The organism is Saccharothrix sp. HUAS TT1 (assembly GCF_040744945.1).
Classification (GTDB): Bacteria; Actinomycetota; Actinomycetes; order Mycobacteriales; family Pseudonocardiaceae; genus Actinosynnema.
The window spans coordinates 8,275,006-8,300,937 of record NZ_CP160453.1 but is presented as its reverse complement, the minus strand read 5'-3'; the positions used below and the strand labels follow the sequence as shown (position 1 = coordinate 8,300,937).

At 71.8% G+C, this 25,932-nt stretch carries 26 protein-coding genes; 8 read left to right on the top strand and 18 right to left on the bottom strand.

Annotated features, from left to right (window positions below; all coding sequences use genetic code 11):
• Positions 1-43: 43 nt before the first annotated feature.
• From AB0F89_RS36375 to AB0F89_RS36345, 7 genes are all read right to left on the bottom strand, one after another.
• On the bottom strand, positions 44-1,015 hold the full coding sequence (locus tag AB0F89_RS36375; protein WP_367130878.1) for an ADP-ribosylglycohydrolase family protein: 972 nt from the start codon (positions 1,013-1,015) through the stop codon (positions 44-46).
• Between the two features lie 58 nt (positions 1,016-1,073).
• A complete protein-coding gene (locus tag AB0F89_RS36370; protein WP_367130876.1) occupies positions 1,074-1,433 on the bottom strand; it encodes a cytotoxic translational repressor of toxin-antitoxin stability system in 360 nt (119 codons plus the stop codon).
• 65 nt (positions 1,434-1,498) lie between these two features.
• A complete protein-coding gene (locus tag AB0F89_RS36365) occupies positions 1,499-1,915 on the bottom strand; it encodes a type II toxin-antitoxin system HicB family antitoxin (protein ID WP_367130874.1) in 417 nt (138 codons plus the stop codon).
• A 124-nt stretch (positions 1,916-2,039) separates the two neighbouring features.
• A complete protein-coding gene (locus AB0F89_RS36360; RefSeq protein WP_367130872.1) occupies positions 2,040-2,567 on the bottom strand; it encodes a hypothetical protein in 528 nt (175 codons plus the stop codon).
• Between the two features lie 324 nt (positions 2,568-2,891).
• Positions 2,892-5,741 (bottom strand): vitamin B12-dependent ribonucleotide reductase, encoded by a 2,850-nt coding sequence (locus tag AB0F89_RS36355; protein ID WP_367130870.1) that lies wholly within the window; start codon positions 5,739-5,741, stop codon positions 2,892-2,894.
• Positions 5,742-5,841: 100 nt separating this feature from the next.
• Complete coding sequence (gene nrdR, locus AB0F89_RS36350; RefSeq protein ID WP_077007489.1) at positions 5,842-6,300, bottom strand: transcriptional regulator NrdR; 459 nt, start codon at positions 6,298-6,300, stop codon at positions 5,842-5,844.
• Positions 6,301-6,646: 346 nt separating this feature from the next.
• A complete protein-coding gene (locus tag AB0F89_RS36345; protein ID WP_367130868.1) occupies positions 6,647-7,144 on the bottom strand; it encodes a LysM peptidoglycan-binding domain-containing protein in 498 nt (165 codons plus the stop codon).
• A 256-nt stretch (positions 7,145-7,400) separates the two neighbouring features.
• On the opposite strand from AB0F89_RS36345, the gene lexA reads away from it, so the two are divergent.
• A complete protein-coding gene (lexA, locus tag AB0F89_RS36340) occupies positions 7,401-8,063 on the top strand; it encodes a transcriptional repressor LexA (protein WP_367139158.1) in 663 nt (220 codons plus the stop codon).
• Positions 8,064-8,121: 58 nt separating this feature from the next.
• Here lexA and AB0F89_RS36335 read toward each other — a convergent pair whose 3' ends face one another.
• The 3 genes from AB0F89_RS36335 to AB0F89_RS36325 are packed head-to-tail and all read right to left on the bottom strand — an operon-like array spanning position 8,122 to position 11,138.
• A complete protein-coding gene (locus AB0F89_RS36335) occupies positions 8,122-9,123 on the bottom strand; it encodes a hypothetical protein (protein WP_367139157.1) in 1,002 nt (333 codons plus the stop codon).
• Positions 9,124-9,154: 31 nt separating this feature from the next.
• On the bottom strand, positions 9,155-10,600 hold the full coding sequence (gene hflX / locus AB0F89_RS36330; protein ID WP_367130866.1) for a GTPase HflX: 1,446 nt from the start codon (positions 10,598-10,600) through the stop codon (positions 9,155-9,157).
• Positions 10,601-10,643: 43 nt separating this feature from the next.
• On the bottom strand, positions 10,644-11,138 hold the full coding sequence (locus AB0F89_RS36325; protein ID WP_367130864.1) for an ArsR/SmtB family transcription factor: 495 nt from the start codon (positions 11,136-11,138) through the stop codon (positions 10,644-10,646).
• A 53-nt stretch (positions 11,139-11,191) separates the two neighbouring features.
• On the opposite strand from AB0F89_RS36325, the gene AB0F89_RS36320 reads away from it, so the two are divergent.
• Together AB0F89_RS36320 and AB0F89_RS36315 are read left to right on the top strand one after the other, a co-directional pair.
• A complete protein-coding gene (locus AB0F89_RS36320) occupies positions 11,192-12,415 on the top strand; it encodes an MFS transporter (RefSeq protein WP_367130862.1) in 1,224 nt (407 codons plus the stop codon).
• A gap of 11 nt (positions 12,416-12,426) precedes the next feature.
• Complete coding sequence (locus AB0F89_RS36315; RefSeq protein ID WP_367130860.1) at positions 12,427-13,284, top strand: SMP-30/gluconolactonase/LRE family protein; 858 nt, start codon at positions 12,427-12,429, stop codon at positions 13,282-13,284.
• Positions 13,285-13,290: 6 nt separating this feature from the next.
• Here AB0F89_RS36315 and dapF read toward each other — a convergent pair whose 3' ends face one another.
• Genes dapF through AB0F89_RS36300 form a run of 3 tightly spaced genes read right to left on the bottom strand, consistent with a single transcriptional unit; the run spans position 13,291 to position 15,691 of the window.
• On the bottom strand, positions 13,291-14,091 hold the full coding sequence (gene dapF, locus AB0F89_RS36310) for a diaminopimelate epimerase (RefSeq protein WP_367130858.1): 801 nt from the start codon (positions 14,089-14,091) through the stop codon (positions 13,291-13,293).
• A 9-nt stretch (positions 14,092-14,100) separates the two neighbouring features.
• On the bottom strand, positions 14,101-15,003 hold the full coding sequence (gene miaA, locus AB0F89_RS36305; RefSeq protein ID WP_367130856.1) for a tRNA (adenosine(37)-N6)-dimethylallyltransferase MiaA: 903 nt from the start codon (positions 15,001-15,003) through the stop codon (positions 14,101-14,103).
• 4 nt (positions 15,004-15,007) lie between these two features.
• On the bottom strand, positions 15,008-15,691 hold the full coding sequence (locus tag AB0F89_RS36300; protein ID WP_367130854.1) for a hypothetical protein: 684 nt from the start codon (positions 15,689-15,691) through the stop codon (positions 15,008-15,010).
• A 185-nt stretch (positions 15,692-15,876) separates the two neighbouring features.
• On the opposite strand from AB0F89_RS36300, the gene AB0F89_RS36295 reads away from it, so the two are divergent.
• Positions 15,877-17,211 carry a DUF349 domain-containing protein gene (locus AB0F89_RS36295; RefSeq protein WP_367130852.1) on the top strand — a complete coding sequence of 445 codons (1,335 nt, stop codon included), beginning with the start codon at positions 15,877-15,879 and terminating at the stop codon, positions 17,209-17,211.
• Here AB0F89_RS36295 and AB0F89_RS36290 read toward each other — a convergent pair.
• Genes AB0F89_RS36290 through miaB form a run of 3 tightly spaced genes read right to left on the bottom strand, consistent with a single transcriptional unit; the run spans position 17,208 to position 19,707 of the window.
• A complete protein-coding gene (locus tag AB0F89_RS36290) occupies positions 17,208-17,765 on the bottom strand; it encodes a GNAT family N-acetyltransferase (RefSeq protein WP_367130850.1) in 558 nt (185 codons plus the stop codon). The genes AB0F89_RS36295 and AB0F89_RS36290 overlap by 4 nt on opposite strands.
• Before the next feature lie 2 nt (positions 17,766-17,767).
• Positions 17,768-18,241: a hypothetical protein gene (locus AB0F89_RS36285; protein ID WP_367130848.1), complete on the bottom strand. Its 474-nt coding sequence runs from the start codon at positions 18,239-18,241 to the stop codon at positions 17,768-17,770.
• On the bottom strand, positions 18,241-19,707 hold the full coding sequence (miaB, locus tag AB0F89_RS36280) for a tRNA (N6-isopentenyl adenosine(37)-C2)-methylthiotransferase MiaB (RefSeq protein ID WP_367130846.1): 1,467 nt from the start codon (positions 19,705-19,707) through the stop codon (positions 18,241-18,243). The genes AB0F89_RS36285 and miaB overlap by 1 nt, the downstream gene beginning before the upstream one ends.
• A gap of 57 nt (positions 19,708-19,764) precedes the next feature.
• On the opposite strand from miaB, the gene AB0F89_RS36275 reads away from it, so the two are divergent.
• Positions 19,765-20,712 (top strand): TAXI family TRAP transporter solute-binding subunit, encoded by a 948-nt coding sequence (locus tag AB0F89_RS36275; RefSeq protein WP_367130844.1) that lies wholly within the window; start codon positions 19,765-19,767, stop codon positions 20,710-20,712.
• A 255-nt stretch (positions 20,713-20,967) separates the two neighbouring features.
• A complete protein-coding gene (locus AB0F89_RS36270) occupies positions 20,968-21,903 on the top strand; it encodes a beta-propeller fold lactonase family protein (RefSeq protein WP_367130842.1) in 936 nt (311 codons plus the stop codon).
• A gap of 76 nt (positions 21,904-21,979) precedes the next feature.
• Here AB0F89_RS36270 and AB0F89_RS36265 read toward each other — a convergent pair whose 3' ends face one another.
• Both AB0F89_RS36265 and AB0F89_RS36260 read right to left on the bottom strand, forming a co-directional pair.
• Positions 21,980-23,359, bottom strand: a complete 1,380-nt coding sequence (locus AB0F89_RS36265; RefSeq protein ID WP_367130840.1) for an ATP-binding protein — start codon at positions 23,357-23,359, stop codon at positions 21,980-21,982.
• The gene (locus AB0F89_RS36260; RefSeq protein WP_367130838.1) at positions 23,360-24,031 is read right to left on the bottom strand and encodes a response regulator transcription factor; all 672 of its coding nucleotides are present in this window, start codon (positions 24,029-24,031) and stop codon (positions 23,360-23,362) included.
• Positions 24,032-24,192: 161 nt separating this feature from the next.
• Here AB0F89_RS36260 and AB0F89_RS36255 point away from each other — a divergent pair, with 161 nt between their 5' ends.
• Entirely contained in the window at positions 24,193-24,921 is a 729-nt protein-coding gene (locus AB0F89_RS36255; RefSeq protein WP_367139155.1) for an amino acid ABC transporter ATP-binding protein, read from the top strand.
• Positions 24,922-24,983: 62 nt separating this feature from the next.
• Positions 24,984-25,868 carry a glutamate ABC transporter substrate-binding protein gene (locus AB0F89_RS36250; protein WP_367130837.1) on the top strand — a complete coding sequence of 295 codons (885 nt, stop codon included), beginning with the start codon at positions 24,984-24,986 and terminating at the stop codon, positions 25,866-25,868.
• Positions 25,869-25,932 lie beyond the last annotated feature (64 nt).

The window sequence follows — 25,932 nt, the reverse complement described above, 5'->3', positions numbered from 1 at the left end:
CACGCCCGCGACGGCAGCAGGTTCTGGGCCGCCCTGTCCAAAACTAGTCCCACAACCGCCCGAACGCGGCCAGCTCGGTGCCGTGCTCGATGCGCTCGGCCCACTCCTCGGGCCAGGCCCCGAGGCCGTGCGCCGCACCCGCGAACGCGCCCGCGAGGCACGCGATCGAGTCCGAGTCACCGGACGTCGTCGCCGCCCGCGACAGCGCCGCCACCGGCTCGTCGCGGAACATCAGGAAGCAGTGCAGCGCGGTGGCCAGCGCCTCCTCCGCGATCCACCCGGCGCCCGTGGCGAGGCAGGGGTCGGCGTCCCGGTCCGGCTCGGCGGCGGCGAGGACGTCGAGCGCGGCCGCGCACTCGTCCCAGCCCCTGGCGATGAACTCCTCGGGCTCCGACACGCCGGGCCGGACCCACAGGTCGGCCAGCCACTCGTCGCGGTAGGTGGTCCGCTGCTCCGCGCACCGCTGCCGCAGCGCTGCCGTCAGGTCACCGGCATCCGTGCCGCCGCGCAGCCAGTGCACCGCGAACGCCGTCAGCTCGCTCGCCGCCAGCGCCGTCGGGTGGCCGTGCGTGAGTGCGGACTGGAGCTGCGCGATCCCGGCGCGGTCGTCGTCGGACAGGCCGGGGACCAGGCCGACCGGCACGACTCGCATGTTCGCGCCGCAGCCCTTGGACGAGGCCCCGGTGGCCTCCCGCCACGGCAACCCGTCGGCCAGCTTCTCGCACGCCTGGAGGCACGTCATGCCGGGCGCGCGGTTGTTGTCGGGCGACTTCCACCACCGCACGAAGTGGTCCCGCAACGCGTCGGCGATCCCGTCCAGGCCGCCCTCCAGCGCCCGTGCGACCGCCAACGTCATCTGGGTGTCGTCGGTGATCAGCGCGGGATCACCTTCCAGCTCCCGCGGCCCACCGACCCCGTACCGCCGCTCGATCTCGGCGACCGTCATGAACTCCGTCGGCGCACCCAACGCATCGCCGTACGCCAACCCCAGCAGTGCCCCACTCGCCTTCGTCACGGCGACAGCGTAGGTGCCGCCCGTGCCGCGAAGCGCGGGAAAAAGCCGCTGCGGTCGGTCAGGAGCCCTCGGTCCAGTAGCGCTGGAGCCTGGCGACCGCCTCGTCCTTGCTCATCCCGGCGATCTCGGACTCGACCAGGCCGACACGTGAGATCAGCAGGTGCACGAGGTCGGCGGGCAGCGCTTCCACGGGGATCGGAGCCGTTCCGCGATCAGGCTTGACGTCGTCGTGCACGCACGCCCAGAACTCCGGTTCGCCGACTTCGAGTTGATCGCGGAGGACGTGCCGCCACATGCCCTGCCCGTAGCCGGTGCGGTCCACCGGGTGCGAGACGCGGGTGCGCAGGACCCTGCCGTCGATGAGGACGAGTTCGTACGTGACGTGGTGGGTGCCGGTCCTGCCGCGAGCGTCGCGCACTCGACTCCACTCCTCGACCTGGCAGAAGGTCTCGTGGTCCTTGCGCGTCGGTTGGGGCCAGGAGGTCACCGCGGGGCACCCACGAGCCAGTCGCGCAGTTGATCGTCGTCGCTGAAGCTGATCAACTGCACCAACCCCCAGTTGTCACGGTGGTTCGGCGCATCGCGCAGGCGGTCCTGCCAGTCCTCCGCGTACTCCCGCAGGGCGTCGATCATCTCGGTGATCGCCTCGTCGAACGACGGGCCGTCAGCGGCCACCGGCAGTCCTGGGATGAACACGGACCAGCCGCCGGCCTCAGGGACGACCTGAGCCCGCGATGGCACGATCGACGCGAGGAAGTGGCGCAAGCGCCGGACGTCCACGACGGCGGTCGTGGACGAGTCACGCCGAACCGTGGCGACCCGACCCTGCTCCGCAGCATCGAGAAGGTCCTTCAAGTGCGCCCGAGCTTCGGTGTAGCTGTCGTAGTGAACAGCGGGCATGCCGGCCTCCCTGGCTCGCCTCCAGTGTCCTGTCGCCTGGTACGTACGTCAAGTACGTGACGTACGTACCAGGCATGCGAACGGGTCGCCGGAGTGCGAGCCGGGATGGCGGGCCGTTTTGTCCCTAATGCCCGGCACGGCGGATCGTGTGGTGGCAGCCGGACTGGTACGGAATGGAAAAGGCCGTCAGGTCCTCCGTCGGCCAGTAGCGACGCCGATGGCCGTTGTAGACGGCCTCGACTGAGAACAGGCGTCCCTCATAACCGGAACACTCCATCGCCCGTTCGCGCGCAGGAGAGCCGCGGTACACCTGGCAGTGTTCCACCCCCTCGTCCTTCAGGCGAGCGGTGAGGCCACGCACGTACCAGGTGTTGAACTCCGAGATCGCCAACTGCCGCACTCGCTGACGGAAGTTGAAGCGACGTCCCAGGCTATCGGTCTCCAGCCAGAAGGCCGAGACCGTCAGGTGCTCTGCGAGGTGGTCTTCTGTGCCGTCGACGATCGCGGCGGCCATCAGGCCCGGCCACGCGTCGTTGCCCGCCGGGGTGAGCAGTCGGCTGCGGTAGGGGTTGCCCGACTGTTCTTCGTGCTCGAACTCGCGTGTCATGTACGCACGCGTTTCGGTGTTCAGTTCTTCATACAGCAGTGCCATTCGACCCTGCTTCCCATGAGTGAGGGCTTCAGGAATCCGGAACCACGCCCGGATCAGTGCTCGGCATCGCGGTGATGGCACACGATGGCGAGCCGCCGCAACGGCCACGCAGTTTTGTCGCCGTGGGCAGTCGCATTTCAGTACGGCTGCGGTGGTACGCCCTACGCCTGGTGGATCGCGCTCATGGTGGCGCTCCTCTCATGCCTCGCCGCTGACTTGCAGGCTGAGCGAGAGCACGACAGGATCGCCGTTGCAGATGGGAGCAGGAGTGCTCTCGCTTCGAAACTGGGCCCCGGCGCGCCAACGCCGGGGCCCAGTTGTCTGTCAGCTGCAGCCCGAGGTGGAGCCGCAGCCCTCGCACAGGTAGCACGAGCCGGCCGGGCGCATCTTGGTGCCGCACGTCATGCACAGCGGGGCGTCGGCGGCCTTGCCCAGGTGCAGTTCGAGCAGTTCCGTGGAGCTGCCCACCCGGACGTCCTGCGGCTTGGGCTTCTCCTCCACCTGGGCCGCGGGGGCGGCGTCGACGGAGGTGCGCAGGCCCTCCAGGTCGACGTCGGAGCCGCTGCCGTAGTCGGAGGCCACCTGCGCGGTGCGCTCGTCGGCGGTGAAGATGCCCAGCTGCGCGCGCTTCTCGAACGGCAGGTAGTCCAGCGCCAGCCGGCGGAACAGGTAGTCCAGCACGCTGGTCGCGATGCGGACGTCCGGGTCGTCCGTCATGCCCGCCGGCTCGAAGCGCAGGTTCTGGAACTTCGAGACGTAGAACTCCAGCGGGATGCCGTACTGCAGGCCGACCGAGATGGACATGGAGAACGCGTCCATCACGCCCGCCAGCGTCGAACCCTGCTTGCCCAGCTTGACGAAGATCTCGCCGAGGCCGTCGTCGGGGTACGAACCGGCGTGCAGGTAGCCCTCCGCGCCGCCGACCGTGAACGACACCGTCTGCGACGGGCGCTTCTTCGGCAGCCGCTTGCGGACCGGGCGGTACTCCACGACGGTCTCGGTCTTGGCCTCCGACGACGCGGACGCGGACGACGACGCCTTGGCCGACTTGCCCGCCGACAGCGGCTGGCCGACCTTGCAGTTGTCGCGGTAGATCGCCAGCGCCTTCAGGCCCAGCTTCCACCCCTGGTAGTAGATCTCCTCGACGTCCTCGACGGTCGCCGTCTCCGGCATGTTCACCGTCTTGGAGATCGCGCCCGAGATGAACGGCTGCACCGCGGCCATCATCCGCACGTGGCCCATCGGCGCGATCGAGCGGTCGCCCATCGCGCAGTCGAAGACCTCGTAGTGCTCCAGCCGCAGGCCCGGCGCGTCCACCACGTGGCCGTGCTCGCCGATGTACTCGACGATCGCCTCGACCTGCTCCTCCTGGTAGCCCAGGACGCGCAGCGCGCGCGGCACGGTCTGGTTGACGATCTGCATCGAGCCGCCGCCGACCAGCTTCTTGAACTTCACCAGCGCCAGGTCCGGCTCGATGCCGGTGGTGTCGCAGTCCATCATCAGGCCGATGGTGCCGGTGGGCGCGAGCACGCTGGCCTGCGCGTTGCGCCAGCCGTTGCGGGCGCCGACCTTCTGGCACTCCTGCCACGCCTTGGTCGCGACCTTCTGCACCGCCGCGTCGTTCGCGTGGTACGTGCGCAGCATGTCGTTGGCCGCCGAGTGCTTGCGGATGACCCGCTGGTGCGCCTCGGCGTTGCGGGCGTAGCCCTCGTACGGGCCGACGATCCCGGCCAGCTCGGCCGAACGCCGGTACGCCACGCCCTGCATCAGGGACGTGATCGCGGCGGCCAGGGCGCGACCGCCCTCGGAGTCGTACGCGTGACCGGTCGCCATGAGCAGCGCGCCCAGGTTCGCGTAGCCGATGCCGAGCTGGCGGAACGCGCGGGTCGTCTCGCCGATCGCGGGGGTCGGGAAGTCCGCGAAGCAGATCGAGATGTCCATCGCGGTGATGATGATCTCGACCGACTTGGCGAACAGCTCCGCGTTGAACGAGCCGTCGTCGGAGAGGAACTTCATCAGGTTCAACGACGCCAGGTTGCAGCTGGAGTTGTCCAGGTGCATGTACTCCGAGCACGGGTTCGAGGCGGTGATCCGGCCCGACTCCGGCGTGGTGTGCCAGTCGTTGATCGTGCCGTCGTACTGGATGCCCGGGTCGGCGCACTCCCACGCCGCCTGCGCCAGCTTGCGGAACAGGCCCTTGGCGTCGATGTGCTCGATGACCTCGCCGGTCATCCGGGCGCGCAGGCCGAACTGGCCGCCGTTCTCGTACGAGTGCATGAACTCGTCCGACACGCGGATCGAGTTGTTCGCGTTCTGGTACTGCACGGACACGATGTCCCGGCCGCCCAGGTCCATGTCGAACCCGGCGTCGCGCAGCGCGCGGACCTTGTCCTCCTCGCGCGCCTTCGTCTCGATGAACTCCTCGACGTCGGGGTGGTCCACGTCGAGCACGACCATCTTCGCCGCGCGGCGGGTCGCGCCACCGGACTTGATGGTGCCCGCCGACGCGTCCGCGCCGCGCATGAACGACACCGGGCCGGACGCCGTGCCGCCGGAGGACAGCAGCTCCTTGGACGAGCGGATGCGCGAGAGGTTCAGGCCCGCGCCGGAGCCGCCCTTGAAGATCAGGCCCTCCTCGCGGTACCAGTTCAGGATCGACTCCATCGTGTCGTCCACCGACAGGATGAAGCAGGCGCTGACCTGCTGCGGCGACGTGGTGCCGACGTTGAACCACACCGGCGAGTTGAAGCTGAACACCTGGTGCAGCAGCATCCAGGTCAGCTCGTGCTCGTAGATCTCGGCGTCGTCGGCGGTGGCGAAGTAGCCGTGCCGGACGCCCGCCTCGACGTAGGTCTTCACCACGCGGTCGATGAGCTGGCGCAGGCTGTGCTCGCGCTGCTGCGTGCCCACCGCGCCGCGGAAGTACTTGCTGGTGACGATGTTGGTGGCGTTGACCGACCAGAAGTCGGGGAACTCGACGCCGCGCTGCTCGAAGTTCACCGAGCCGTCGCGCCAGTTCGTCATCACGACGTCGCGGTGCTCCCAGGTGACCTCGTCATAGGGGTGCTTGCCCGCGGTGGTGTAGACGCGCTCCACCTTGAGCTTGGCGTTCTTGTCCCCCGCGCCGTTGCGGGTGGCCGTCTTCTTGCTGGAGCCACCGACGGTCTCCGTCATCCCGGGTCCCTCTCGTCTTGCTCGTCGTGGAATTTTCGGCGCGCGCCCACGGCCGGGTTGCCGTCCGAGGCGGCCGCGCGTTGTCCTGCGTCGCGACGGCTCAGTCGTCAGTGCGCTGGGCGTCGCGAAGATCGGCGATCTCCTTCTCGAAGTCCTCGACGGACGAGAAGGAGCGGTAGACCGAGGCGAACCGCAGGTAGGCCACCTCGTCCAGGTCGCGCAGGGGGCCGAGGATGGCCAGGCCCACCTCGTGGCTCGGGATCTCGGCGTTGCCGCCCGAGCGGATGGACTCCTCGACGCGGTGGGCCAGCTGCTGGAGGGCGTCCTCGTCGACGGGGCGGCCCTGGCAGGCGCGGCGGACGCCGTTCACGACCTTGTCGCGGCTGAACGGCTCGGTGACGCCGGAGCGCTTGACCACCGCGAGCACGGCTTCCTCCACGGTGGTGAACCGGCGGCCACAGCTGGAGCAGGAACGCCGGCGGCGGATCACCTGACCCTCGTCCACCTCGCGCGAGTCGACCACCCGAGAGTCCGCGTTGCGACAAAAAGGGCATCGCACGGCTGGTCTCCCCTCCTCCGCGCAGCGTCCATCGCGTTAGCCCTCACGGTGGGGAATACCCCAACCTGTGGACTAACTACAACGGTGTGACCACTAGATGTAGGGGTCAACCTATGCCCGAGCCCTACTCGACTGCAAGTCGGACACACCGCTCTCGGCTCACTCGTTCGGCTGAGCGGCGCTGCGCGACGCCTCGATCACCGAACGCAACCCCAGCCCGCGTGTCGAACGCTCAGGACCCGCGAGTCGAACGCTCAGGACCCCCGAGTTCGCCATCGGGAACGGTGAACTCGGGGGTCCTGGAGGTTCGACACGCGGGACGCGGGTGTTCGACACGCGGGAGGGGTCAGGGGGCGCCGTGGGGGACGACGAGGGACTGGCCGGGGGCGACGTCGGCGTCGGGGAGGGGGTTCAGCTCGCGGATGCGGGACACGACGGCGTCGGGGTCGCTGCCGGGCGCGCTGCGCTCGGCGACGTCCCACAGCGTCTCGCCCACCTGGACGTGCACCACGTTGGTGCGTTCGGGGACGGTCGTCGCGCCGGAGGCGTACAGGTAGAGCAGGCTCAGCAGGGCGGCGAACACGGCCGCCGCGGCGGCGTAGGCGGCGAACTGGGCGGCCGGGTGGCGGCGGGGCCTGGCCGCGCAGGCGGCGGCGTCCGGCGCGGGCTCGCGGACGGCGAGCGGGCGGGGGCGGGTCGACGGGCGGCGATTGTCCTTGTCGTGTACTTCGAACCGGCGGAGTACCCGTGGTCCTGGTCGCAGTCCGGCTCCGAGGGCGACATCCTCGACGCCGGCGCCGTCCACCAGTTCGAAGCTGTTCCGGGTGCCAATGACCACCGCCATGACGTCCTCCAACGCAGGTCATCCGATCATGATCGAACTTGTGTTCGATCGAACGTCCGTGCGAATGTCTACCACTTCGTCGGGCGAAATCGCCAGGACACGCCGAGGTTTACTTCGAACAGGTGTTTGATCTGGACAAGGAACGCGACTACCGTCCACAACTGAAGATCGTCGGACAGCCGGCCTGGGCAATCGGGACCGGTGAGGAGGAAGCACCGTGGCACGCAAGAACAGTGAAGACCCGCGCACCGCAGCCGTGCCCTCCGCGCCCGAACCGGCGGACATCGCGGGCAACGCCGGGCTGACCCTGCGCCAGCGCAAGGTGCTCGACGTGATCCGCGACTGGCTGGACCGGTTCGGCTACCCGCCCAGCGTGCGCGAGATCGGGGAGGCGGTCGGCCTGACCTCCACCTCCTCGGTCGCCCACCAGCTGCGCGCGCTGGAGCGGAAGGGCTACCTGCGCCGCGACCCGAACCGGCCGCGCGCGGTGGGGGTGCTGCCCACGGAGATCGTGACCGGCCTGGACCCGGCGTCCAAGCCGACGCCCGCGTACGTGCCCATGCTGGGCCGCATCGCGGCCGGTGGGCCGATCCTGGCCGAGGAGGCGATCGAGGACGTGTTCCCGCTGCCGCGCGAGATCGTCGGCGAGGGCGACGTGTTCCTGCTGAAGGTCGTGGGTGACTCGATGGTGGACGCCGCCATCACCGACGGCGACTGGGTCGTCGTCCGCCAGCAGCCGACCGCGGACAACGGCGAGGTGGTGGCCGCGATGATCGACGGCGAGGCCACCGTCAAGACGTTCAAGCGCAAGGAGGACGGGCACGTGTGGCTGATGCCGCACAACGCGGCCTACCAGCCCATTCCCGGCGACGACGCGTCGATCCTGGGCAAGGTCGTGGCGGTCCTGCGCCGCCTCTGACGGCACTCGCGGGACGGAGAAGTCGACGAGCGGTCCGCGCCCCCGTGGCGCGGGCCGCTCACGCCTTTCGCCGCCGTGACCGCCGGACCAGCGCGCCCACCAGCACCAGCGCCACCGCGCCGCCGCCGACCACCGGCCACGGCGACTGCGGCTCGGCGGGTGGGGGAGCGGCGGAGGTGTCGTCGGCGGGTGGGAGCGGCTCGGTCGTCGTGGTGGGCTCGGGCGGCACGGCCAGCGCCGCCGCGCCCGCCACCGCGCGCACGGTGGACGAGGCGCCCGCGTCGCCGAACTCCGAAGCCGACAGCAGCGTGCCGTCCGGGTCGAACGCGATCGACTCGCCGTGCGGCTCGTCGGGCAGCGGCACCCGCACCGGGTCGCCCTCCAGCGCCTTGACCAGGTCGCCGTCGGTCACCGGGAACAGGTAGGCGTCGGTGTAGGTGCGCAACGCCGCCACCCTGCCGTCCCGGCTCATCGCGCCACCGGTCACCAGGCGGGTCACCACGGAGTTCTGCAACGGCCCGCCGGGCGTGTCCGACCCGCTGATCGACACCCGCGCCACCTGCTCCAGCGGTGTCGTCGCGGCCTCGCTCAACCCGGCCGCTGGCCGGTACACCAAAGCCGATCCGAGCGCTTCTTTCGTGACGATGTGCGGAATGCCGTTCGCGTCGATCAACAATGCTTCGGCGTCGTGCTTTCCGTCAGGATAGGTGAGTCGGTGCAAACGGGCCGTGCCGTCGGGGGAAACGGCGTGCAATGCCACGGTTTCGCGAGTCTTGCCGTTGTCCCCGGTGTCCGCCGCCCACAGGGTTCCGTCAGGCGCGAGTGCCAAGTCCTCGACGTCGAACGGGTTGATCGGCGCGGTGATCGTCCGGGTGATCGCGCAATTGCGGTCGAGCACGTGGACCTGGAGCGAACCGTTGTCGCTGTCGTTCACCGCGAACCACCGCTCGCCGTCGGAGGCGAACCCGGACAGCTCCTCCAGCCGCTGGTCGGTCACCGCGCACACGTCGGCGACGGCCGGCTCCGCCGAAGCGGAACCGGCCGTCGCCGACAACAGCACTCCTAGGACGACCGGCAGCGCGCGCAACGGCTCAGGCGTGGCTTCCGTTCACGGCGAACTCGCCGAGCACGCCGGCCAGGTCCGGCCGGACCCGGGCGGACAGCTCGGTGCCCTCCTCGGTGTGCCGCTCCTTGAGCACCTCGCCCTCGCGGTGCACCCGCGCGACCAGCTCGCCCCGCGCGTACGGGACCAGCGCCTCGACCACGACCTCCGGCCGCGGCGTCATGGCCGCGATGCGCTCGCGCAGGTCGGCGATGCCCTCGCCGGTCTGCGCGGACACGAACACCGCCGACGGGAACAGGTGCCGCAGCCGGGCCAGGCCCAGCTCGCCCACCGCGTCGATCTTGTTCACCACCAGCAGCTCGGTCGGCATCGGGTCGTCCCGCCGCGACGAGATCTCGCTGATCACCTCGCGCACCGCGACGACCTGCTTCTCCGGCATCGCGTCGGCCCCGTCGACCACGTGGACCAGCAGGTCCGCGTCGGCGACCTCCTCCAACGTCGACCGGAACGCCTCGACCAGCTGGTGCGGCAGGTGCCGCACGAAGCCGACGGTGTCGGTCAGCGTGTAGGGCAGGCCCTCGGGGGTCTCGGTGCGCCGCGTGGTCGGGTCGAGGGTCGCGAACAGGGCGTCCTGCACCAGCACCCCCGCGCCGGTCAGCGCGTTGAGCAGGCTGGACTTGCCCGCGTTCGTGTACCCCGCGATGGCCACGTTCGGCACGGAGTTCGCCACCCGGCGGTGCCGCTTGGTCTCCCGGATGACGCTCATCGCGGCGATCTCGCGGCGCAGCTTGGAGATGCGCGCGCGGATCCGCCGGCGGTCGGTTTCGAGCTTGGTCTCACCGGGACCGCGCAGACCCACGCCGCCGTTGCCGCCGCCGGCACGACCACCGGCCTGCCGGGACAGCGACTCGCCCCAGCCGCGCAGGCGGGGCAGCAGGTACTGGAGCTGGGCCATCTCGACCTGCGCCTTGCCCTCGCGGGTGGACGCGTGCTGGGCGAAGATGTCGAGGATCAGCGCGGTCCGGTCGACCACCTTGACCTTCAGCTTCTCCTCCAGCTGCCGGAGCTGGCCGGGCGACAGCTCGCCGTCGCAGATCACCGTGTCCGCGCCGCTCGCGATCACCACGTCGCGCAGCTCGTGCACCTTGCCGGAGCCGATGTAGGTGGCCGGGTCCGGTCGGTCGCGCCGCTGCACGAGGCCTTCCAGCACCTCGGAGCCCGCGGTCTCGGCCAGCAGGGCCAGCTCCGCCAGGGACGCCTCCGAGTCGGCCGCCGTGCCCTCGGTCCACACGCCGACCAGCACGACCCGCTCCAGCCGGAGCTGCCGGTACTCGACCTCGGTGACGTCCTCGAGCTCGGTGGACAACCCCGCGACGCGCCGCAGCGCGGCCCGCTCCTCGAGCGCCAGGTCGCCGGTGGACAGCTCGTCCTCGTGGTCGAGCCAGTCGTTGCTGTTGTACGTGTTTTCCGTCATTTGCCCTTCATCGTCCCACGGCACCCCTACCGCGACCGAGTGGTTAATCGCCTGCGTACAGCGCCAGGTAGACCGCCACTCGTTCACCGTCCGGGTGAGCCGGCTCGGCTGCCAGCTCATCGAACAACGAACGGAGGCGGCGTTTTAGTTCCGCCCGGTCGGCCCGGACGACCAACCGGATCTGGTCCAGGGCGGCCGGGCCCACCTCGGCGACCTCGCTCAGGAACGCCTCGAACACGGCCTCGCTGGTCTCGGCGGCCTGCGCGCCGTGGTCCTTCGCGAGCGCCCAGGACAGGCCCGTCGACCGGTACGGGATCTCCCGCGCGCCCCGGTTGCCGGAGCGGGCCTGCTGGGCTTCCAGGAAGCCCGTGGCGACGAGTTTGCGCACGTGGTGCAGGGTCGTCGCCGGGTCCTTGCCGAGCCGTTCGGCGATCTCCTTGTTGGTCAGCGCCCGGTCGTAGGTGAGCCGGATGATGCGCAGCCGCACCGCCGAGGCCAGGGCGGCGGCTTCGGCGTCGGTCGCGGGACGTCTCTGCACCGGCCAAGCATAAGTGATTGACACTTTCCAATCACTCTGGAGACACTTCCGCCGTGTCCCTCTGGTCTCATCGCGACTTCCGCCTGCTGTGGGCAGGCGACACCATCAGCCAGTTCGGCTCCACGATCGGCCGCACCGTGGTGCCGCTGCTCGCGGTGGGCGCGCTGGCCGCCACGCCGTTCGAGATGGGCGTGCTCACGGCGGCGGGCACGGCCGCGTTCCTGCTGATCGGGCTGCCCGCCGGGGTGTGGGTCGACCGGTTGAGCCGCCGCCCGGTGATGCTCGTGGCCGACTTCGCCCGCGCGGCGCTGCTGCTGTCGATCCCGGTGGCCTGGTGGCTCGGCGTGCTCGCGCTGGCGCAGCTGGTCGTGGTGGCGCTGCTGGTCGGCGCGGCCACGGTCATGTTCGACGTCGCCTACCAGTCATACCTGCCGACCCTGGTCGGTCGCGCGCAGCTGGTCGAGGGCAACTCGAAGCTGGAGGCCAGCCGGGCCGTGGCGGCGGTGTCCGGGCCCGCTCTGGCGGGCGGGCTCGCCCAGCTCGTCGGCGCGGCCGTCGGCGTGCTCGCCACCGGGGTCGGCTACCTGGCCTCGGCGCTGTTCCTGCTGCGCATCCGCACCCCCGAGCCCCGGCCGCCCGCGCCGGAGGACCCCGGCCTGCGGCGGGCGATCGCCGAGGGCCTGCGGTTCGTCTTCGGGCACCCGTCGCTGCGCGCGATCGTCGGCTGCACGGCCACCGCGAACTTCTTCGGCGGCATCTCGATGGCCGTGCTGGTGCTGTTCCTGGCGCGGGAGATCGACCTGTCGGAGGCCCTGGTCGGCGTGGTGCTCGCGGCGGGCGGCGTCGGCGGCGTGCTGGGCGCGCTCACCACCGGCTGGTGGAACGCCCGCTTCGGCCAGGCCACGGTCATCTGGTTGTCCGTGCTGGTCACGACCCCGTTCGGGCTGCTCATCCCGCTCGGCGCGGCGGACTGGCGGCTGGTGCTCCCGCTGGTCGGCGAGGCCGTGGTGGGGTACGGCGTGATCGTCTACAACGTCGCCCAGGTCAGCTACCGGCAGTCGATCTGCCCGGACCACCTGCTCGGCCGGATGAACGCGAGCATCCGGTTCGTGGTGTGGGGCGCGCTGCCGCTGGGCGGCCTGGTCGGCGGCGCGCTGGGCGAGGGCGCCGGCGTCACGCCGACGCTGTGGGTCGCGGTCGGCGGCCAGTGCCTGGCCGTGCTGTGGGTGCTGCTGTCACCACTGCGGTCGATGCGCGCCCTGCCCGTTGATCACTAGCCTCTGCCGGCATGGCTGACACCACCGTGCTGCGCGAAGGTCTCCGGTTCGGCGAAGGTCCGCGGCAGGGCCCCGACGGCAGGCTGTTCTACTCCGACTTCTACGACCACGAGGTCCGCGCCCTGGACCTGGCCACCGGCGCGGAGGAGGTCGTCTGCGAGGTGCCCGGCCAGCCGTCCGGCCTCGGCTGGCTGCCGGACGGCCGGCTGCTCGTGGTGTCGATGCTGGACCGCCGGGTGCTGCGGCTGGAGGACGGCGGCCTGGTCGAGCACGCCGACCTCAACGGCGTCGCCACGTTCCACGCCAACGACATGCTGGTCGACGCGAGCGGCCGGGCGTACGTCGGCAACTTCGGCTTCGACCTGCACGCCGCCATCGCCGCCGGCGGTGAGGCGCCGATGCTGGAGCCGGGCTGGGTCGCGCCGGGCACGCCGCTGGCGCTGGTAGGGCCGGACGGCTCGGTCTCGGTGGCGGCCGAGGACCTGAAGTTCCCCAACGGCGCCGGCCTGCTGCCGGACGGGCGGCTGGTCGTCGCCGAGACGCTGGCGTTCGGCCTGACCAGCTTCGCGGTGGCCGACGACGGCGCGCTGTCCGACCGGCGGGTGTTCGCGCCGCTGCGCGAGCACGGCATCGCCCCGGACGGCATCGCGGTGGACGCCGACGGCGGCGTGTGGGTCGCGCCCGCGCTCCAGCCGTTCGCGTTCCGGGTCGAGGAGGGCGGCGCCATCACCCGGAAGGTGGAAACCAGCCAGACCTGCTTCGCCGTCGCCGTCGTCGGTGACAAGCTGGTCTGCTGCACCGCGCCGACCTCGCAGCCCGAGGTGGTGGCCGGCGCGCGGCTGGGCAGGCTGGAGGTGTTCGACCTCTAGGCGCCGCTACAGGCCGTCCCACCAGGCTTGGTCCAGCTCGCCGCGGGCGACCAGCACGGCCGGGCCGCTGAGCGTGGAGCTCTCCTCCTCGATCACCACGGACACCCGTCCACCGAGGACGTCCACAGTGGCCTTGCCGGTCCGCCGGCCCGCGCCGTACAGCCAGGACGCCACCGCGGCCACCGTGCCGGTGCCGCACGACCTGGTCTCGCCCACGCCGCGCTCGTGCACGCGCATCTTGAGCACGCCCTCGTCCAGCACGTTGACGAACTCGACGTTCACCCCGTGCGGGAACAGCACCGGGTCGTGGCCCGGCGGCACGCGCAGGTCCAGCTCCGCGACCGGCGTCGTGGTCACGCAGGCCAGGTGCGGGTTGCCGACGTTCACCGCGACACCGCCGAACGCGTTGCCGCCGACGGTGGCCGTGCCCGTGCCGGTGACCAGCACGCGACCCATGTCCACCGTCACGGTGCCGTCGTCGTGCGCGGTGACGTGCCGCTCACCGGCGCGCGTGCCGATGGTGGACTCGCCCTCCGGCGCCAGCCCAGCCTCGACCAGGTACCGCACGAACACGCGGACGCCGTTGCCGCACATCTCGGCGATCGAGCCGTCGGCGTTGCGGTAGTCCATGAACCACGGGCCCACGTCCGACCGCACGACCCGCAGCACCCCGTCCGCGCCCAGGCCGCGCTGCCGGTCGCACAGCGCGCGCACCCGTGCCTCCGTCAGGTCCAGCAGGCCGTCCGGGTCGGGCAGCACGACGAAGTCGTTCTCGGTGCCGTGGCCCTTCAAGAACTCGATTCCCACGGCCCAAGGCTACGGTGCGACCAGCTTGAGCACGTCGTCGGCCACGGCGGGGTCGCCCGCGTCGAACCAGGTGATCCGCCGGTCGCGGCGGAACCAGGACCGCTGCTTGCGGACGAACCGCCGGGTCGCCTGGGCGGTCGCGGCGGCGGCCTCCTCGACCGCGCACCCGCCGTCGAACGCGGCCAGCACCTGCTGGTAGCCGAGCGCGCGGGACGCCGTGCGGCCGTCGCGCAGGCCGTGCGCCGCCAGCTCGCGCACCTCGTCCACGAGACCCGCCTCGAACATCCGCGCCACCCGCGCGTCGACCCGCCGGTCCAGCTCGGCCACCTCGCGGTCCAGCCCGACCACCACCGTGCCGTACCGGGCGGGACCGGGCTTGGGCAGCGTCGCCGAGAACGGCTGCCCGGTCAGCTCGATGACCTCCAGCGCGCGCACCACCCGGCGGCCGTTGCTGGGCAGGATCGCCAGCGCCGCGGCCGGGTCGAGCTGCGCCAGCCTGCCGTGCAGCACCTCGGCGCCGAACACGGCCAGCTCCTGCTCCAGCTGCGTGCGGATCTTCTCGTCCGTGCCGGGGAACACCAGGTCGTCCAGCACGGCCTGCACGTACAGGCCCGAGCCGCCGACCAGCACCGGCGTGCGGCCCTCGGCGAGCAGGCGCTCCACGACGGCGCGCGCCTCGCGCTGGTAGGCGGCCACGGAGGCGGTCTCGGTCACGTCCAGCACGTCGAGCAGGTGGTGCGGCACGCCCCGCCGCTCGGCCTCGGTGATCTTGGCCGTGCCGATGTCCATGCCCCGGTAGAGCTGCATCGCGTCCGCGTTGACCACCTCGCCGCCCAGCTCGGCGGCCAGTCGCACGGCCAGGTCCGACTTGCCGGTGGCGGTGGGGCCGACGACGGCGATGGGGTTCTGCACGCGCTCAAGCCTCCCAGACGGCGAAGTGGTAGCCGACGCCGAAGGGCGCCTGGAACGCCGACCGGGTGCACCGCCACCCGCCGGGCACGCCCGCGGCCACCTGCCACGCGGCCCGCCCGGCCGCGCCGAGCGAGGACGCCAGCGCCGGGTCGACCGCCCGCAGCGCGGCCGTGTCGGCGGTGGCCAGCGCCTGCCGCACCCCCTCGTCGAACGGCCCGGCCCGCTCGTCCGGCCGCCCCACGGCCAGCTCGCCGTGCCGGTGCGACCCGTCGCCGAGCACCAGCAGCGCCCGCGAACCGGCCAGCCGCGCGCCCAGGGCGACGCACTCGGCGGTCGGCAGGTCCGGCGGCACGAGGTGCACGCGCACCGACCGCGCGCCCACCTGCTCCCGCAGCCACGCCGCGACCAGCACCGGCAGCGGCAGGTCCGGCTCCACACCGGACGCGTCCTGCGACAGCGACACCGGCACGTCGACCCCGAAGCCGCGGAACGTGCCCGCCACGCCCTCGACCACCCGCGGCCCGGACGGGTCGACGCCGACCGCCACCCACTCCGGCGCGTGCGCGGCCAGCTCCCGCGCCGCGGCCAGGCACGCCGAGCGCACCGGCTCGGTGTCCCGCACCGCCCCGCCGACCAGTTCGGGCACCAGCAGCGGGGGGTTCGGCACGACCACCAGGCGCGAGATCATGGCAGCCCACGCTACTCATCGGCCACCACCGGTACCGATGCGAGCCTTGACCTGTTTGAATGCGCGCGAGGTACTGGACACTCTGCAGAGGCGTCGCGGTACTCGGGTGCTGGGCCCCGTCGTAGGCGGGGCGCCCGTGGTCGGCACGGGCACCACGAAGTGGGCAGGCGAGGAGGAAGCCGGCGATGACGGAGCACGAGACGACACCGGGAACCACTGGCGACAGTGGTGCGGGGGCGGTGGTCGAGGAGACCAGGGCGGAGGCGACGCCGGTCACGGCTCCAGCGCCGGTCCCCGTGGCGTCGGACCACCCTGACCGCTGGGGGCGCGTGGACGCGGACGGCACCGTCTACGTCAAGACGGCCGAGGGCGAGCGGGTCGTCGGTTCCTGGCAGGCGGGCGAGCCCGCCGAGGGCCTGGCGCACTTCGCGCGCCGGTTCGACGACATCCGCACCGAGGTCGAGCTGCTGGTGACGCGGCTGTCCTCCGGCGCGGGCGACCCCAAGCACGCGCTGACCAGCGCGAAGCACGTGCAGGAGAGCCTGGCCGACGCGGCGGTGGTCGGCGACCTCGCCGCACTGGCCGCGCGCGTCGAGCACGTGCTGGTGCTGGCCGAGAAGGGCATGGAGGCCGCCAAGGTCGCCAAGGACGAGGCCCGGGCCGCGGCCGGCGCCCGCAAGCAGGAGCTGGTCGAGGAAGCCGAGGCGCTGGCCAACGAGTCGACGCAGTGGAAGTCGGCCGGCGACCGGCTGCGGACCATCCTGGACGAGTGGAAGACCATCCGGGGCGTCGACCGCAAGACCGACGAGCAGCTGTGGCGGCGGTTCTCCAAGGCCCGGGACGCGTTCAACCGCAGGCGCGGCTCGCACTTCGCGGACCTCGACCGGCAGCGCGGGGTCGCCAAGACCCGCAAGCAGGAGCTGGTCGAGGAGGCCGAGAAGCTCATCGAGTCCGACGACTGGGGTCCCACGGCCGGTCGGTACAAGGAGCTGATGGTCGAGTGGAAGGCCGCCGGGCGCGCGCCCAAGGAGGCCGACGACGCGTTGTGGCAGCGGTTCCGCGCCGCCCAGGACGCGTTCTTCGCCAAGCGCTCCGAGGCGTTCAACGAGCGTGACGCCGAGTTCTCGGCCAACGCGAAGCTGAAGGAGGAACTGCTCGCCGAGGCCGAGCGGATCGACCCGTCGCTCGACCTGGAAGCCGCCCGCCAGCAGCTCTACAAGATCCAGGAGCGGTGGGACGCGATCGGCAAGGTCCCGCGCGAGCGGGTCCGCGAGCTGGAGGGCAAGCTCCGCGCGATCGAGGAGCGGGTCCGCGGCGCGGTCGACGCCCAGTGGCGCCGGTCCGACCCGGAGGCCGAGGCCAGGGTCGCCCAGTTCCGCGAGCGGGTCGAGCAGTTCGAGGCGCAGGCCGAGAAGGCCCGTTCGGCGGGCGACAAGCGCCGCGCCGAGCAGGCCGAGGCCCAGGCCAAGCAGTGGCGCGAGTGGCTGACCGCCGCCGAGCAGGCGGTCGCGAGCCGCTAGTGGGCCAGGGGCCCCTTCACCGGCGGTGGAGGGGCCCAGCCCGCGGTGAACAGCAGGTCCGGGCCGTCCTCGCCGAGCCGGTCCAGGTCTTCGGCGCGGGTCAGGCCCGCGTTGACGGCCACTCGCTGCGAGGCGGTGTTGGCCGGCCGGACGCGCGCCACGACCGGGAACGCGGGCAGGTGCTCGCGCGCCCACCGGACGACCGCGCCGGCCGCCTCCGAGGCGATGCCGCGCCCCCAGGCCGCCGGGCTGAACCGGTAGAACAGGTTGAGCGCGCGCCTGCCGTCGACCTCGGTGAACTTCACCCCGCAGAACCCGAGCACCCGGTCCGCGCCGTGCGCGCGCACCACCCAGTAGCCGAAGCCGAACGACCGCCAGTGCTCCAGCCACCGCTCCAGCAGCCGGGCGGCCTCGTCGCGGGTGCTCAGCGCGTCGGACGGGTTGTGCGCGTGCGCCGCCGGGTCGCGGTGGACCGCGTGCACCGCGACCACGTCGTCCGGCTCCGGGCGACGCAGCGACAGCCGCTCGGTGCGCAGTTCGGCGTCGTCGGGCACCGTCAGGACATCGGCGGCCGGGAGGCGGCCAGCCGCAGCCACTTCACCAGCAGCACGACCACCGCCACCACGGCCAGGACCAGCCCGAAGCCCGGACCGGGGCCGGGGTGGTGGCCGGTCGTGGTCTGCGTGGTCCAGATCGACAGCACGCCCGCCACCGACCCGGCGAACGAGGCCAGCGCGCACACCCACGCCAACGCCCACCGCCGCACGGCCAGCGTCAACGCGGGCAGCAGCACGCCCGCGACCAGCGCGAAGAAGCCGAAGATCCGCGGCAGCCCGGTGCCCTGGCCGACCAGCACGTCCAGGCCGCGCGCACCGGCCACCCACGGCAGCACCAGCGACACCAGGATCGCCAGCGCGGCGACGGCGATCGTCAACGCGCCCGCGCCGGGGTCGATGCGCTTGGCCGCCGAGCGACCGACCCCGTTGATCTCCTCGCGCAGCCGGGCCACCTCGTCCGGTTCCTCGCCCATCAGACCGCGCACCCGCCGACGGCCGCGGGCAGCGGCGCGGGCTCGCCGAACGACGGCAGGCCCAGCGTCACCCCCGGAGTCTTCGGCCTCAGCCCGGCCTCGGACCGGTCGCCCGCGACCGTCCGGCGGTGCGACAGCAGCGGGCCGTCCGCGATCAGGTTGTGCGGCGCGCCGTAGGTCACCACGGTCTCCACCACGTCACCGGGCCGCACCCGCGCGTCACCGGGCGTGAAGTGGACCAGGCGGCCGTCGCGGGCGCGACCGGTCATCCGGCGCGTCTCGGCGTCCTTGCGGCCCTCGCCGCTGGCCACCAGCAGCTCGACCCGGCGGCCGACCTGCTCCCGGTTCAGCTCGTGCGCCACGTCGTTGACCAGCGCGACCAGCCGGTCGTACCGCTCCTGCACGACCTGCTTGGGCAGCTGGTCGGGCAGCTCGGCGGCGGGCGTGCCGGGCCGCTTGGAGTACTGGAAGGTGAACGCGGAGGAGAACCGCGCCTCGCGCACGACGTCCAGGGTGGCCTGGAAGTCCTCCTCGGTCTCGCCGGGGAAGCCGACGATGATGTCGGTGGTGATGGCCGCGTCCGGCATGGCCGCGCGCACGTCGTCCAGGATGGACAGGTACTTCGCGGTCCGGTACGAGCGGCGCATCTCCTTGAGCACCCGGTCCGAGCCCGACTGCAGCGGCATGTGCAGCGAGTGGCACACCGCGGGCGTCTCGGCCATCGCGGCGATCACGTCGCCGGTGAAGTCCTTCGGGTGCGGCGAGGTGAACCGGACCCGCTCCAGGCCCTCGATCGAGCCGGTGGCGCGCAGCAGCTTGCCGAACGCGTACCGGTCGCCGAACTCGACGCCGTAGGAGTTGACGTTCTGCCCGAGCAGCGTCACCTCCAGCACGCCCTCGTCGACCAGCGCCCGCACCTCGGCCAGCACCTCGCCGGGGCGGCGGTCCTTCTCCTTGCCGCGCAGCGACGGGACGATGCAGAACGTGCACGTGTTGTTGCAGCCGACGGACACCGACACCCAGCCGGAGTAGGCCGAGTCGCGGCGCGCGGGCAGCGTCGAGGGGAAGGTCTCCAGCGAGTCCAGGATCTCGACCTGGGCCTCGCGGTTGTGCCGGGCGCGCTCCAGCAGCACCGGCAGCGAGCCGATGTTGTGCGTGCCGAAGACCACGTCGACCCACGGCGCGCGCTTGACGATCTCGCCCTGGTCCTTCTGCGCGAGGCAGCCGCCGACGGCGATCTGCATGTCGGGGTTCGCGGACTTGGCGGGCGCGAGGTGACCGAGCGTGCCGTAGAGCTTGTTGTCGGCGTTCTCGCGCACGGCGCAGGTGTTGAACACCACCACGTCCGGCGCGGCGTCGCCCTCGGCGGGCGCGTAGCCCGCGTCCTCCAGCATGCCGGCCAGGCGCTCGGAGTCGTGCACGTTCATCTGGCAGCCGAACGTGCGGATCTGGTAACTGCGGGTCACTGCACCTAGTCCTTCCGTCGGGTCCAGGGTAGAGGCTGGACGTGCGACGATGCGCAGGTGTCGGGAACGCTGCTGCGGTTGCACGCGGTCGGGGCCGCCTTGGCCCTGGCCACCCTGTCGTTGACCGCGTGCGGCGACGACTTCGACCAGGTCAAGCTGACCATGGCGGCCGGCAGCCCCGGCGGGGTCTACCACAAGTTGAGCACGGCGCTGGCCGAGGCGTGGACCCGGGACCCCGGCATCCCCCGGCCGCAGGTGGCGAACACGGCGGGCTCGGTGGACAACCTGGACCGGCTGCGGGCGAACCAGGCGCAGGTGGGGTTCTCCGCGGCCGACGCGGCGGAGGAGAAGCAGAAGGGCGAAGCGGGGCACAAGCTGTACGCGCTGGCCCGGATGCACGACGACTACCTGCAGCTCATCGTGCGCGACGACCTGCCCGCGACCAAGCTGACCGACCTGGCGGGCCGGCGGGTCAGCGTGGGCGCCCGCGACTCCGGGGTGTGGCTGATCGCGCAGCGGCTGCTGGCGTCGGCGGACATGTCGCCCGAGGCCGACCTCAAGGTGCAGTACATGGACCTGCCGACCAGCGTGGCCGCCATGCGCGCCGGTGAGCTGGACGCGTTCTTCTGGTCCGGCGGCGTGCCCACGGACGCGGTGACCACGCTGGCCACGACGGTCAAGGTGCGGATGCTCGACCTGAGCGACGTGCTGCCGGAGCTGCGCGAGGCGTTCCCGGTGTACGGCTCGGCGACGCTGCCCGCGTCGGCCTACCAGCTCGAGGGCGGCCCGGTCGTCACGCTGGTCGTGCGCAACTTCCTGCTGGTCAACGACACGATGCCGGACGACGTGGCGGAGGCGCTGGTCCGCGGCCTGTTCCAGGCCCAGCCGTCGCTGGTGGCGGCCAGCCCGGTGGCCAGGTCGATCGAGGTCCGCTCGGCGATCGAGACGACGCCGATCGAGCTGCACCCCGGCGCCATGCGCTACTACCGCGACGTGAAGGTCTAAACCGGCGGCGCGGCCGGATCAGCCGCATGGCTGAAACTCCGCGCTTGGCACGAGCCCGGGTCGGGGGACAGCGCGTCGCTCACGCGGCGCTGCCGGCCACTAGGCCGTTAGCGTGATGGAGGGGTGCCGGGCACCGAGCCCGCGCCGGGTCCACAGAACCGCTACGGGGAGCTCATGTCCGTCCAGCCGGGAACTGCTCGATCCCACTCTCATGCTCCGAAGGTCACCCGTTCGCGCCGGCTCACCCGAACGGGTGTGGCCGTCGTGCTGCTCGCCCTGCTCTCGGCGACCGGCTTCGACGCCACACCCCGCTGGCCGTCACGGGTCCAGGTGTTCGTGGCCAACAGCGGCTCCGACAACGTCACCGTGTACGACACGCGGCTGGGGAAGGTGACCGCCACGGTGGGTGTCGGCGACTACCCGGCGGGCGTCGGCGCGCACCCCGCCGGCCACCGGGTCTACGTGACCAACGAGTCGTCCAACACCGTCTCGGTGATCGACACCCGGACCCTGTCGGTCGTCGCCACCGTGCCCGTGGGCGCCAACCCGTACGGCGTCGCCGCCACGCCCGCGCACGCCTACGTCACCAACTTCGGCTCCGACAGCGTCACGGTGATCGACACCGCGACGAACGCGCCGGTGACGACGATCCCGGTCGGCCGGTTCCCGCACAGCGCCGTGGCCAGCCCCGACGGCTCGCGGGTGTACGTGACGAACAACGGCGGCGACAGCGTCACCGTCATCGACGCCCGCTCGCAGACCGCCGTGCACACCATCCCGGTCGGCATCTTCCCGGCGGGCATCGCCATCAGCGCCGACGGCAAGCGGCTGTACGTGGCCAACACCGGCAGCGGCACGGTCACCGTCATCGAGACCCGGACCAACCGCCCCACCGAGACCACCAAGGTCGGGTCCGCGCCGCTGGGCGTCTCGGTCACCCCGGGCGGCCGGGTGCACGTGGCCAACACCGGCTCGAACACGGTCAGCGTGCTCGGGCCGACCGGCGACCCCGTCGAGGTCGTCAAGGTCCAGCGGATGCCCGAGGGCTCCGGCGCGGCGCCCGACGACAGCTTCGTCTACGTCACCAACACCGGCTCCGGGACCGTGTCGGTGATCAACGCCAAGAACGGCAGGACGGCCGACCCGATCCCGGTCGGCAAGGGACCGGAGGGGGTGGCGGTCACGTCCTGACCCGGCCGGCCCGGCTCGCGCGGCGGAGAGTTCGACCACGCCCGCTCACGCGGCGGGGGGCCCGGACCACGCCCGCTCACGCGGCCGGGAACTCGACCACCACCCGCAGGCCGCCGCCGTCCGGCGACTCCAGCCGGACCGCGCCGTCCACCCGCTCCACGACCTGCCGGACCAGCGCCAGCCCCAGCCCCGAGCCCTGCACGTTCTGGTGCGCCGGGCTGCGCCAGAACCGGTCGGTGGCGCGCTCCAGCTCGTCCGGCGCCAACCCCGGCCCCTCATCCTGCACCGACAGCCGCACCACGCCGTCCCGGCGGCGGACGTCGATGCGCACCAGGGTGCCGTCGGAGGTGAACTTGAGCGCGTTGTCCAGCAGCGCGTCCAGCACGGTCTCCACACCGCGCGGCGGCACCAGGGCGACGCCGCCGGGCTCGCCGTCGAGCACCAGGTGCACCTCGCGGGCCGCGGCGGCGGGCTGCCACGCCGTCAGCCGCCCGGCCACCACCCGGTCCACGTCCACCGGCAGTGGGTCGACCGACTGGGTGCCCGCCCGCGCCATGGACAGCAGCTCGTCCAGGATGCGGTTCAGCCGGTTGGCCTCGTCCAGGGCCGCGACCTGGTGCGCGACCCCCTCGCCGACCACGTGGTCCTCCAAATTGGACAGACGCAGCTTGAGCGCGGTCAGCGGGTTGCGCAGCTGGTGCGAGGCGTCCGCGACGAACGCCCGCTGGGCCGCCAGCACGTCGCCGACGTTCGCCGCCATCTGGTCGAACGACCGCGACAGCTGGCGCAGCTCCGGCGGGCCGTCGGACGAGCCGACCGGCTGCACCGGCTGCCCGGACACCACCGCCGCGAGCAGCCGCCCGGTCGCGTCGTCCAGCCGGCGCACGGGTCGCAGCGTCCAGCGGACCAGCGGCAGCGCCACGAACACGCCCACCACCAGCACCAGCAGGCTCGACCCGAGCAGCACCACCCACCACAGCAGGATCTCGGACCGGGTCTTCGTGGTCGGCGAGAACGTCACCACCGCGCCCCGGACCTCGCCCGCCTCCAGCACCGGCTCGGCCACCACCAGCTCGGTCCGCTCCCACGGCATGACCAGCTCGGGCGCGACCGGCTGGCGCCCGGCGAGCGCGCCGCGGACCAGGTCGGCCACCTCGGGCGAGGACACGTCCACGTCGTCCGAGGACGCCGCCACCACCTTCCCGTCCGTGCCGAGCAGCGCCACCCGGACGCCGTACAGCTCGTGGTAGCGGCGCAGCTCGGCCTCCAGCACCTCCGGCTGGTCGTCGATGAACGGCCGCTGCGCCACGGACGCGAACCGGGTGGTGTCGGTGAGCCGGTCCAGGAACATCTCCTGCTGCTCGGTCTGGGCCACGCCGCGCCCCAGCGGCACGCCCATGCCGAGCAGCACCAGCACGACCAGCGTCAACACGATGCCCAGCAGCCGCGACCGCACTCAGCCCCCGCTCAACCGGTACCCGACACCGCGCACCGTCTCCAGCAACGAGGGGCGCCCGAGCTTGGTCCGCAGCGTCGCCACGTGCACGTCCAGGGTCCGGTTGGCCCCGGCCCAGGTGCGCCCCCACACCTCCGCCAGGATGCGCTCCCGGGTGCACACCGCGCCACCCGCGGCCACCACCAGCGCCAGCACCTGGAACTCCTTGCGCGACAAGGCCACCACTTCACCCGCCACGGTGACCTCGTGCCGGCCCAGGTCGACCCGCACGTCGGCCACCTCGAACACCTCGGTGCCGGTGCCGCCGACGCCGACCGGGTCGCCGCGCCGCCGTCGGACGGCGTGCACCCTGGCCACCAGCTCGCCCACGTCGTAGGGCTTGACCAGGTAGTCGTCCGCGCCGGCGTGCAGGCCGAGGATGCGGTCGTCGATCTCGCCGCGGGCCGAGACGACGATGATCGCGACGTCACTCGCCGCACGGATGTGGCGGCAGAGCGTGACACCGTCCACATCGGGCAGCCCCAGGTCGAGCAACACGACGTCGACCCCTGCCAGCCGATCGAGCGTCCCCCGACCGGTGGCTTGCCGGTCGACCGTGAAACCGCGGCGCGTCAGCGCCGGCACCAGCGCTTCCGCCACGCGGTCGTCGTCCTCGACCAACAGCACCCGCACCGTGGAGCCTCCCCGATAAGTGTCGCCACCCTGTGACAGAGTTGAGACCCTAAGTCTTGCTCAACCGCCTGGACTGGTGTGGTGATTCACACCTAGGTTTCCGCCATCGCTCAGGAACCCCTACTGGAGGACTGATGACCGCCGCCACTCCTGCTCCGCCGATGATCCGGATGGCGGGCGTGGACAAGTTCTTCGGGCCTCTGCACGTGCTCAAGGACGTGACGCTGGAGGTGCCGAAGGGGCAGGTCGTCGTGGTGCTCGGACCGTCCGGCTCGGGCAAGTCGACGCTGTGCCGGACGATCAACCGGCTGGAGCCGATCGAGTCCGGCGTGATCGAGGTCGACGGCCAGCCGCTGCCCGCCGAGGGCAAGGAGCTGGCCCGGCTGCGCGCCGACGTCGGCATGGTGTTCCAGTCGTTCAACCTGTTCGCCCACAAGAGCATCGTGGACAACGTGATGCTCGCGCCGGTGAAGGTCCGCAAGACCCCGGCGGCCCAGGCCCGCAAGACGGCCATGGAGCTGCTGGAGCGGGTCGGCATCGCGAACCAGGCGGAGAAGTTCCCCGCCCAGTTGTCGGGTGGGCAGCAGCAGCGCGCGGCGATCGCCCGCGCCCTGGCGATGCGGCCCAAGGTGATGCTGTTCGACGAGCCGACCTCCGCACTGGACCCCGAGATGGTCCAGGAGGTGCTGGACGTGATGACGACCCTGGCCAAGGAGGGCATGACCATGCTCGTGGTGACCCACGAGATGGGCTTCGCCCGCAAGGCCGCGGACCGGGTCATCTTCATGTCCGACGGCGAGGTCGTCGAGGACTCGACGCCGGAGGCTTTCTTCTCCGCGCCGAAGTCCAACCGCGCGAAGGACTTCCTTGGCAAGATCCTGACCCACTGAAGTCCCACGACCGCGGCGCTGAGCCTGGCGCCGCTCTACCGATGAAGAGCAGGAGAACGACGATGAGGGTTCGCACCCTTGCGGTGGTGCTGCTGGCCGGCGGCCTCGCCCTGACGGCATGCGGCAAGGAGGGTGGCCCCGGCGACACCGGCGCGCCCTCGCAGCAGGTGGCCGCCGACGTGGCGGTGGACGGCTCGCCCACCTTCGACAAGATCAAGGCCCGTGGCCGGGTCGTCATCGGCGTCAAGGAGGACCAGCCGGGTCTGGGTTACAAGGACCCGACCAGCGGCAAGTTCAACGGCTTCGACATCGAGATCGCGAAGCTGGTCGCCGCCAAGCTCGGCTACGACGACACCAAGATCGACTACAAGGCGATCCCGTCGGCCGGCCGCGAGCAGGCGCTGATCAACGGCGACGTGGACTACTACGTCGGCACCTACACGATCAACGCCAAGCGCAAGGACCAGGTCGCGTTCGCCGGCCCGTACTTCACCGCCGGTCAGGACCTGCTGGTGAAGAAGGACGACAACTCGATCACCGGCCCGGAGACGCTGAAGGGCAAGAAGGTCTGCTCGGTGACCGGCTCCACGCCGATCCAGAAGGTCAAGTCCGACGGCCTGACCGAGCCGGAGAACATCGTCGAGCTGCAGAACTACTCGCAGTGCGTCGAGCAGCTGGAGCAGGGCGCGGTCGACGCCGTCACCACCGACGACGCGATCCTGAAGGGCTACGCCGCGCAGTCGCCGACCACGCTGAAGGTCGTCGGCAAGCCGTTCTCGAACGAGCCCTACGGCATCGGCCTGCCGAAGGACGACAAGGCGCTGCGCGACAAGGTCAACGACATCCTGGAAGCGGCCATCACCGGCGGCGACTGGCAGGCGGCCTACGACGCCACCCTGGGCAAGTCCGGCTCCACCGCCGACAAGCCCGTGCTCGACCGCTACTGATCACCGTTCCGCGGCCGGCCGTCGGTGCTCCGACGGCGGCCGCACCACACCACCTAGCCGAGGA